The sequence below is a fragment of the Phyllobacterium sp. genome (genome assembly GCF_037994425.1).
In the GTDB taxonomy this organism is placed as follows: Bacteria; Pseudomonadota; Alphaproteobacteria; order Rhizobiales; family Rhizobiaceae; genus Phyllobacterium.
The window spans coordinates 1-8,933 of record NZ_JBBNAM010000129.1 but is presented as its reverse complement, the minus strand read 5'-3'; the positions used below and the strand labels follow the sequence as shown (position 1 = coordinate 8,933).

At 56.8% G+C, this 8,933-nt stretch carries 8 protein-coding genes and 1 pseudogene; 6 read left to right on the top strand and 3 right to left on the bottom strand.

Annotated elements, in window-relative coordinates; translation table 11 throughout:
- Positions 1-25 precede the first annotated feature (25 nt).
- Entirely contained in the window at positions 26-481 is a 456-nt protein-coding gene (locus AAAB35_RS09380) for a MarR family winged helix-turn-helix transcriptional regulator (RefSeq protein ID WP_340668024.1), read from the bottom strand.
- Between the two features lie 1,123 nt (positions 482-1,604).
- On the opposite strand from AAAB35_RS09380, the gene AAAB35_RS09375 reads away from it, so the two are divergent.
- Positions 1,605-1,832, top strand: a complete 228-nt coding sequence (locus AAAB35_RS09375) for a helix-turn-helix transcriptional regulator (RefSeq protein WP_340668023.1) — start codon at positions 1,605-1,607, stop codon at positions 1,830-1,832.
- 308 nt (positions 1,833-2,140) lie between these two features.
- Here the strand turns inward: AAAB35_RS09375 and AAAB35_RS09370 are convergent, their stop codons facing one another.
- Positions 2,141-2,581: a DUF5615 family PIN-like protein gene (locus AAAB35_RS09370; protein WP_340668022.1), complete on the bottom strand. Its 441-nt coding sequence runs from the start codon at positions 2,579-2,581 to the stop codon at positions 2,141-2,143.
- On the bottom strand, positions 2,578-3,231 hold the full coding sequence (locus AAAB35_RS09365; protein WP_340668021.1) for a DUF433 domain-containing protein: 654 nt from the start codon (positions 3,229-3,231) through the stop codon (positions 2,578-2,580). The genes AAAB35_RS09370 and AAAB35_RS09365 overlap by 4 nt, the downstream gene beginning before the upstream one ends.
- Positions 3,232-3,574: 343 nt before the next feature.
- Between AAAB35_RS09365 and AAAB35_RS09360 the strand changes: the two are divergent.
- From AAAB35_RS09360 to AAAB35_RS09340, 5 genes and pseudogenes are all read left to right on the top strand, one after another.
- A pseudogene (locus AAAB35_RS09360) lies at positions 3,575-3,957 on the top strand (isocitrate/isopropylmalate family dehydrogenase); the annotation flags it as partial.
- A gap of 474 nt (positions 3,958-4,431) precedes the next feature.
- The gene (locus tag AAAB35_RS09355) at positions 4,432-5,172 is read left to right on the top strand and encodes a GntR family transcriptional regulator (RefSeq protein WP_340668020.1); all 741 of its coding nucleotides are present in this window, start codon (positions 4,432-4,434) and stop codon (positions 5,170-5,172) included.
- The gene (locus tag AAAB35_RS09350) at positions 5,169-6,080 is read left to right on the top strand and encodes a dihydrodipicolinate synthase family protein (RefSeq protein ID WP_340668019.1); all 912 of its coding nucleotides are present in this window, start codon (positions 5,169-5,171) and stop codon (positions 6,078-6,080) included. The genes AAAB35_RS09355 and AAAB35_RS09350 overlap by 4 nt, the downstream gene beginning before the upstream one ends.
- The gene (locus AAAB35_RS09345) at positions 6,073-7,590 is read left to right on the top strand and encodes an aldehyde dehydrogenase (RefSeq protein ID WP_340668018.1); all 1,518 of its coding nucleotides are present in this window, start codon (positions 6,073-6,075) and stop codon (positions 7,588-7,590) included. Before AAAB35_RS09350 ends, AAAB35_RS09345 begins: the two co-directional genes overlap by 8 nt.
- Positions 7,587-8,933 (top strand): FAD-binding oxidoreductase, encoded by a 1,347-nt coding sequence (locus AAAB35_RS09340; protein ID WP_340668017.1) that lies wholly within the window; start codon positions 7,587-7,589, stop codon positions 8,931-8,933. Before AAAB35_RS09345 ends, AAAB35_RS09340 begins: the two co-directional genes overlap by 4 nt.

Below are 8,933 nucleotides of genomic sequence, written 5' to 3'. Positions count from 1 at the left end.
TGCCGGTTGTCTTCGTTCATGCCCGTCATGCGGCAACCTCACGGTGTTCGATGACAGCGGCGATGCTGTCGAGCACGCGCAAAGCGGCGGCAAGGTCGCCGTCGCTGACACAGGTCATCAACCTTCTGCGCAGCGCATCGAGTGCGGTCTCTATCCGGGCGACCAAAGCCGCGCCTCGCGCGGTGAGGCGTATGATCTTGGCGCGGCCGTCATTCGGGTCGTCTTCGCGGTAGAGCAGTCCGGCGTTGCAGAGCTGGTCAAGCAGCCGGACGAGGGAGGGGCCCTCGATATCAAGTTCGCAGGCAAGCGCGACCTGGCGCGGGGCGCTTTCGAAGCTATGGACAACGAGCAGCGCCTGCGCCGTCGCATAGGAAAGGCCGAGGGGGGCAAGGGCGGCGTCAGCCTCCTGACGCCAGGCACGCGAAAGCTGGATGAACCGCCGACTGAAGGCGACAAGGCGAGTGGTGCGATCGTTTGACATTTTTCCACACGTGTCTTGCTATTTACATAGATAGCTTCCTAATGGATTTGCGTCGTCCGATCAAGTCTTTTTCGTTTGAGCTCGCATAGCTCTACGAGCGGTACTCCCCGGTTCGAGGACGCAACTGCGTAGCAATATTCCCCGTTGGTGATGTCTATCTCGCTGCGCTCTTCAACTTCCACTTCATTGTCAGCAAGACCGATTCACCACCACTTCGCCACCAGGTCCTTGCCGACCGTAGCTATGATGCTGACTGGATAAGTGCACTCGTTCGCGTGGACCAACATCCCGCCCGAGCGCAGTTGCGTGAGATGTCTCACAGTCTCTGGAACCCCCGGTCCCTTTAACTATTTGATCTTCCATGGGGAGGCAAAGGTCGCGGAGACGCGCCAGGTGGCGCCACAGGATGCTAGTCACTGCTGTTGCCACCCACAGCAGGCGCTCTGAAATCTAGAGGTCATCAAGCGCTTCCTGTCATCGATGCAATAATTACGATTGTGCGCGGTCAGCGTCCCGTGCGGAAAGTAAATAGGTTCACGCAATGTCTCGGTTTGTGCCAAATAGATCGCATAATGGCCAAAGAGGAACAACATCGTTTGATGGAAAGGGCCCTGGCACGTCAGCCCGGTTTGTTATCCAGCTATGACAGCACCGAAATGTTCGGCATCGTCTGCTCAAAGCTCATTTGGCATCCTTCCTCAACCTAACGCCGACTCCTTCGCCATTCTCCGGAACAAAAATCACGCCGGCAGACTCAAGGACCGCGATGACCGCTCGCAAATTGTTTGATAGGGGAATTGGGCGTCGTTCGGCCTCCATGCGCCTTACTGTCGGTGCAGAAATATTGGATTGCTTTGCAAGTTCCACCTGACCAAGCCCCGTCAAAGCACGTGCCGCAGCTATCTGTCGCCCTGTGACGTGATTAATATCGCTCAATTTGATAAATTCCGATTGACATAGATTCTGACTTGCCTAATATTATCGTATTGAGCGATTTTAATCAAAGAATCCCATCGTCGCATAGCTTGATGCCGTTTTCTTCACCAATGCTTCAGGCCAGCATCGCATCAACAACGGAAAAATGTAGATAGCCATGGCAAGCCGATGATGAACGGTGATGGCAATGGACACGATCAACCCACTTGCGCTTCGTAAGGTTCTCGCCCGCAATATGCGGATCCGCAGGGCAGAGCTTGATATCTCGCAAGAAGAGGTGGCCTTCCGCACCGGACTGACCCAAGCCTATCTTAGCGGCATCGAACGGGAAAAGCGGAACATTTCCCTCGACACGATTCAAAAGATAGCCTTTGCCCTTGAAACGACAGGATCGGCGTTGCTCAACATGCGTTAGCGTCCGATCGCTGAACGAAATGCCACCTTGCCAATCACTTCGGCCCCAGAACCCGCAGGTTGATAGCATTAGCCGGCGCGTTAAGCTTTGCACATTGCGTACTGGCCATTCCATTAGCGGGAGTTCTTGCGGAACCCGTGGGCCGTCATGAAGTTTCGTGTGTTGCTACATATTGCTACATAAGTAGAGCATCGGGGACTGTCAGTTCCGGATCTCGGACAACTTGGCACAAATCGACGGCTTCTTCGGCCGAGGACGTGTTCCAATTCGTCATTGGGACGGCTGGCGTCAAGGCTTTTCTGCCTCACTCATTTTTGCACCGGAACTTTCTGATTACTCTTTCGGCAGCGCATAACGCAGGATGTGGAGTGTTTCGTCGTCTTCGGCTGGACTTCAAGAACCTGATTTACAAGATCGCTGTTGCCACTGAGTTCGTGCAACGCCTGTTCAAACAGCTCGAGCTGCATGTCGAGGTCCATGCCAGGTGGGCCGTTGAGGCAGACTAGCCCTGCATGAATGGCGACATCGGCATACTGGCCCTTCGTTCCGGGCTTATCCTTCGATCCTCGGAAATCCACCGAGTTCTTGGTTACGAAAGTCCAGTCACCATCGAGGATGATCGGTTTCAGTTCCCAATCCATCAGGCCCCTCAGTTTCAGCCATACGACATGGCTTGTTTCACCATGACCTTTGTTCAGCGCGAGCTTGGCCAGTTCAGGGCTAAGGCATTCGTCGATCAGAAACTTCATCCCGCCTTCCTGAGGCGCGGAACGCGGCGATCGGTGACGATGGTTGAGCCCTCGGGAAGAATCCCGGTCGTGCGAGGGCGACCGCGCAGGGGGTTGGCCTCCACGTAGATTGCAGCGAGCCTAACCTTTTCGTCATCAAGGCCGGGATAGGCAGCAACGATGCGTTCGTTCGAATACCCTGCAGCAACGGACGCCGCGACATCATACACTGGAACCCGTGTGCCCCGGATGACGGGCGTGCCGCCGAGGACGTCATCCGATGTGGCTACGATCTCGCGCGCCGCCGCAAGATCGTCCAGCCGTTCACTTGTGCCCCTTACAAAAGGTAGTAGATCGATGGTCAGGAATTCGTCACGCACAGTCCAGTCCTCGCGCAATAGTGCCGCCCAGGCGAGCGAGCGGGAGCGCGTAAGCCTCAGGCCGACCGTGTTGATGGCGAAAAGCCGCTCTTCCGAGGTCAAGCGCTTTGCGCTTTCAAAGTAAAAGGCGATGAATGAACAGGCGCCTGCGAGGACATGCCGGCCATTGTCGAAAGAGACAAAAGTGTCAGGCAGAATGTGTTCGTCGATGACGCGGTTGACGTCGCGCAGACTCACGCGCGAGACGACCGCGGCCTCGCTCGCCTTCAGCATTTCCGCAACTGCGGGCATGTGGGCCTCCATGTTAAATCTTCCGATACATCGGAATATATATTGGAGGGCGGAAATATCAAGACACGATGGTCGCGTTTTCACAAAATCATCAAATTGCAGTCGGGAGATTTTTATCCGACCCACGATTGTAGACTTTAAGGAACCAATCAAAAACGGTCGAAAATTCGCTCTTAAGGGTCTTAGACGTTGGACAACGTATCGGCCAAACACAAAAAACGTGGTTGGATGTTACCATCCAGATTGCAGCTGCTTGCTACTTGCTGAGAAACAGACCAGCATCGGTTGGCCATAACACCTAAATATTTTCCCTAGATGCGATTGCCGCCCGTTTTGTATGCAGCCGGAAAGTCTCGACGTCGTCGTCGCCTCCAACTTGTTCGGCGATATTCTGACGGATCTCGGCGCTTCCATTCAAAGGGGCCTCGGTTTCGCCGCTTCTGCCAATATCAATCCGGCAGGCGCGGTGCCGTCGATGTTTGAACCGGTACATGGTTCAGCACACGACATTGCGAGCCGCGGCATGCTAATCCCATCGCGACGATCTGGTCGGGAGCGCTGATGTTGCGGCACCTTGGAGAAAGCGGCGCGGCGTCGGCAATATTGACCGGGATTGAGTGTGTTACGGGCGAATCGCGAATCCGTACACCCGATCAGGGAGGCTCTTCATCGACGAAGGAGGTTGCAAGCGCCATTGCAAGCACTATCGGCTCGGCGCCGTCATAGGTAGCCCGGGCGCGTCCACAAGAACTGGCGACAGTCCTCGCAGCGCGCCAATCGGCGGCGCGCTGGATAATGGCTGGCACTTCGAGTGACTGTTCCCTTCACCCCCTTGTGGGCAAGGTCTACTGACGCAGTGTCTGCTTTGCGCTGTATGGATCGGACAGGCCGTTTGTGACCCAGCGGGTCGTTCAAAGAGTAGAATATGGCGAAGTCCTGAGACCTGCCCGACGCATTGGCTCGGTAACAGAAGTTGCGACGACCGCCGCATTCCCAGAATTCACGGGCGGATGGGGGCTCACAAGGCACAGTGAAATGACTTCCCCCATCTATCGTTCCGCTTCGAATTTCGGCGCTCGACCAGCCGACTAAGGACTGATGTATTTTTAGATTATTTTATTTGTGTACAGAAAAAATACAATTTCGTTGACTCTGGACTGAAGCCATGAGAACTTTGCGCAATCAACCGGGAAAATTTGCATGTTCGATGGGAATTGGCGGAGGTTTCAGGTGAAACGCGGCAAAAACAGTCTTTACGACGATCTCAAGCGACAAATTCTGACGATGGAACTCGACCCGGACCAGGATCTGGACGAGGCAAGCCTAAGTGAGCAGTACGGGCTCTCCCGGACGCCGGTCCGGGAGATTTTTCGCCGTCTCCAGGGAGAGGGATATGTCGATATCCGCGAAAACCGCGGTGCGCGGGTCATTCCGATGAATCACCAGACGCTTCGCCACTTCTTCCTGGTCGCGCCGATGATCTACGCGGCCATCGGAAGATTGGCTGTCCAAAATTTCAAGCCGCGCCAGTTGGTGGACCTCAAGGACACCCAAGAGCGCTTCCGCGACGCCAGCGTGAACGGCGACGCGCTCGCCATGGTGCTCGAGAACAACCGCTTTCACGAAATCATCGGTGAGATGTCATGGAATGCCTACCTGCAGCCAAGCCTTGGTCGCCTGCTGATCGACCACGCTCGCATCGGCCACACCTTCTTCCGGCCGCGTAACGACGACATGCGTCAACGTCTGCAGCTCGCAGTTGATCACCACGACGGCTTCGTCGCCGCGATCAACGCCCATGACGAGGACACCGTCGTCGATCTGGTATTCGAGCATTGGGAATTGTCGCGCGAGAACATGGAGATGTTTATCGCGCCCGAGGGAATGAAGGCAGATGCGCTCGTTGAAACGCCCGTCGTATCCATGGAGAAAGTGTCGTGAAATTCCAAGGCATCTACACCCCGGCGGTCACGCCGTTAAGTCCGGACGGGCAAATCGACAAAACCACGTTCGCCGCGGTTCTTGAGTCACTGATCGAGGCAAAGGTGCACGGCATCGTCGTCGGTGGATCGACGGGGGAATATTACGCCCAGAGCGCCCAGGAGCGCTTCGACCTTGGTTCTTACGCCAAGGAGGTTATCGGTACGCGGCTGCCGCTTATTATCGGAACCGGTGCGATCAGGACCGAAGAATCGGTCGAGTATGCCAAGGCGGCAAAAGAGATCGGCGCTGACGCGATCCTTGTTTCCTCGCCGCCATATGCCCTGCCGACGGAGCGCGAAAATGCGGTTCATGCGCTCACCGTCGATCGCGCGGCAAATCTGCCAATCATGCTTTACAACTATCCTGCCCGTATGGGGGTCGTGATGGGAGATGAATACTTCTCCCGGGTAGGCAAATCCAGGAACGTTGTGGCCATCAAGGAAAGTTCCGGCGACATGGCGAACCTTCACCTGCTCGCCCGCAAATTTCCTCATATCGCGCTCTCCTGTGGCTGGGATGATCAGGCGCTGGAATTCTTCGCATGGGGCGCCAAGAGCTGGGTTTGCGCCGGCTCGAACTTCCTCCCGCGCGAACACGTCGCCCTTTACGAAGCCTGCGTACTCGAACAGAACTTTGATAAAGGCCGCGCCATCATGACGGCCATGCTGCCGCTTATGGACTTTCTCGAATGCGGAAAGTTCGTTCAGTCGATCAAATATGGATGCGAATTGATCGGGCTCCAAACTGGTCCCGTTCGTGCGCCGCTGCGCCCACTCAATTGCGAACAAAAGCGAGCCCTCCAGACTGTCGTCGCCAGCTTGAAGCGCACGGTCACTCATATTACGTCGGGAGCCAACCATGCATGAACCCTTGACCGCCGCCGAATATAAGGCGATCGCCGCAAACATCCAGTTTCCGACGAATGCTTTCATTGACGGAGCCTTCCGTCCGGCAAACTCAGGCAAGAGATTCAAGACCACCAATCCCGCGACCGGCGAGACGCTTGCCGAGATCGCTGCGTGCGACGCCAGCGACGTCGATCTCGCCGTGGCCAAGGCCAGGGAAGCTTTCGACGATGGCCGCTGGCATCTCCAGTCACCAGGCGAACGCAAGGCCGTTTTAATTGACTTCGCCAGGCTTCTGGAGCGGCATCGCCATGAACTGGCGGTGATGGAAAGTCTCGACAGCGGAAAACCCGTGCGCGAATGCCAGACCGTCGACATCCCGGATACGATTCATACGCTTCGTTGGCATGCCGAACTCATCGACAAGCTTTATGATCATACAGCACCCGTGGGCTGGAATGCATTGACCATGATCGTCCGCGAACCCGTCGGCGTCGTCGGCTGCGTCCTGCCGTGGAACTTTCCGCTGCTGATGCTTGCCTGGAAAATCGGTCCGGCGCTCGCGGCGGGATGCTCGGTGATCGTGAAACCGGCTCAGGAGACAACCCTGACCACGCTTCGTGTCGCCGAGCTTGCCCATGAGGCGGGTATTCCGGCTGGCGTCTTCAATGTCGTGCCGGGCGGGGGCAAGGAAGTCGGCGAACCGGTCGGCATGCACATGGACGTTGACATGGTGGCATTCACCGGATCGACGCCGACAGGCCGGCGTTTTCTGCGTTACGCTGCCGACTCCAACTTGAAGCGTGTGGTCCTTGAATGTGGCGGCAAGAATCCGGCTGTCGTTCTCGAAGATGCCGAAGACCTCGACCTCGTTGCCGAACAGGTCGTCAATGGCGCGTTCTGGAACATGGGCGAAAATTGCTCTGCCACGTCACGGCTCATCGTCCACGCAAAGGTCAAGGACGAACTGCTTGAACGGATGGGTGCCTACATACGAGAATGGAAGACCGGCGATCCGCTCGACCCGGAAAACCGCATCGGAGCGCTTGTCAGCAAGAACCACTTCGACAAGGTGAGCTCCTATCTCGACAGCGTGAAGAGCGAAAAGCTCTCCGTCGCCCACGGCGGCGAAACGCAAAAAGGCATCTATATCGAGCCGACCGTCATTGACGGAGTAACGCCGGCAAGCCGCCTGTTTCAGGAAGAGATTTTCGGACCCATCCTTTCGGTAACGACGTTTAATTCCATTGACGAAGCTGTGGCTCTTGCCAATGACACCAATTACGGCCTGGCAGCGTCCGTCTACACAGCAAGCCTGCGAAAAGCGATCAAGCTTTCGCGCGAAATCCGGGCAGGCATCGTGACAGTCAATTGCTTCGGCGAGGGCGACGCGACAACGCCATTCGGAGGCTATAAGGAATCCGGCTTCGGCGGTCGCGACAAGTCGGTCTTTGCCCACGACAATTATTGCGAACTCAAGACGATCTGGATCGATGTTTCGGATCGCTCGGTGGACGAGACGATCCGATGATCACAAAGTCCGTCAAACGATTGCCGGCGGAAAACGGTGCCTCGGGCTGGGAGGCGATCAGTCAGCGTTCGTTCCCGATCCGATGCCTCGAAGGCAATCTGACGGCAGACTGGCTAGTTATAGGTGCGGGCTTTGCCGGGCTTTCCGCCGCTCGACGTCTGCACCAGCTGCGACCGAACGATAAAATCGTCGTTCTTGATGCAAGTGAAGTGGGCAAGGGAACATCGGGCCGCAATTCCGGCTATATGATCGATGTCCCCCACAATCTTACCTCTGGCGACTATTCGAGCGGCGGTACCGACGCCACGATGCTCGAAATGGCTCAAAACCGATTGGCCATCGGCTTTGCAGCTGAGGCGGCGGCAGAATACGAAATGTCCCGCGAGACGTTCGACCCGTCGGGTAAGATCAACGCGGCAGCGACGGCGCGCGGCATGACGCTCAACGCAGCCTTCGGCCAATCCCTTAAGAGCGCGGGCGAGAAGCATTCCTTCCTCGATGCTGCGGAGATGCGCGAACTCACGGGATCGAATTATTATCTGGGCGGGCTCTACACACCGGGCGCAGTCTTGATTCAGCCTGCCGACTACATCCGCGCCTTCGCCGCCGGGCTGTCAAAGAATATTGACCTCTTCGAACGTTCACCCGTTACGTCATTGAAACGGGACAACGTCATCTGGACCGCGTCTTCGCCAAAGGGCCAAGTCAGCGCGCCCAAAGTGATCGTGGGGGTCAACGGCCATATTGATGATTTCGGGTACTTCCGCCGGCGTCTGATGCACATTTTCGCATATGCGTCGATGACCGCCGCTTTCCCCGACGATGATTTCGGCCGCAGGGTGTCCGGGCGCGACCGATGGGCACTGCTTCCAGCCGATGCCATGGGAGCGACGGTCCGAAAGATCACGTCCCGCGGTCAGTCGCGCATCGTGATCCGCACCAAATATACCTACGAGACGACGATCACGGTGGGGGATCGGCGCATGGCGAAAATGGCCGACGCGCAAAGACACTCCCTCGATGCCAGGTTTCCCGGCCTTTCAGGCGTGCCGTTCGAATTTAGTTGGGCAGGGCGTCTTTGTCTCAGCCGGAACCACGTACCCGCCTTCGGCGAGGTAGAAGAAGGCCTCTATTCTGCGTGCTGCGAGAATGGCCTCGGCACCGTGAAAAGCACGCTTGCGGGCCTTATGGCCGCCGATTTGGCGACCGGTACCCGCTCCAACATGCTTGATAAATTTTCGGATCAGCCGAAGCCTGCGAAGCTTCCGCCCGAGCCGTTTGCCTGGCTCGGCGTCAACGCTGTGATCCGTTTGCAGGAATTGCGTGCAGGCCGCGAGGGATAA

Bases quoted from the DNA above. Each gene is read 5' to 3' on its own strand.
- AAAB35_RS09380 (WP_340668024.1), bottom strand. From the start codon at position 481: ATGTCAAACGATCGCACCACTCGCCTTGTCGCCTTCAGTCGGCGGTTC.
- AAAB35_RS09375 (WP_340668023.1), top strand. From the start codon at position 1,605: ATGGACACGATCAACCCACTTGCGCTTCGTAAGGTTCTCGCCCGCAAT.
- AAAB35_RS09370 (WP_340668022.1), bottom strand. From the start codon at position 2,581: ATGAAGTTTCTGATCGACGAATGCCTTAGCCCTGAACTGGCCAAGCTC.
- AAAB35_RS09365 (WP_340668021.1), bottom strand. From the start codon at position 3,231: ATGCCCGCAGTTGCGGAAATGCTGAAGGCGAGCGAGGCCGCGGTCGTC.
- AAAB35_RS09355 (WP_340668020.1), top strand. From the start codon at position 4,432: ATGTTCGATGGGAATTGGCGGAGGTTTCAGGTGAAACGCGGCAAAAAC.
- AAAB35_RS09345 (WP_340668018.1), top strand. From the start codon at position 6,073: ATGCATGAACCCTTGACCGCCGCCGAATATAAGGCGATCGCCGCAAAC.
- AAAB35_RS09340 (WP_340668017.1), top strand. From the start codon at position 7,587: ATGATCACAAAGTCCGTCAAACGATTGCCGGCGGAAAACGGTGCCTCG.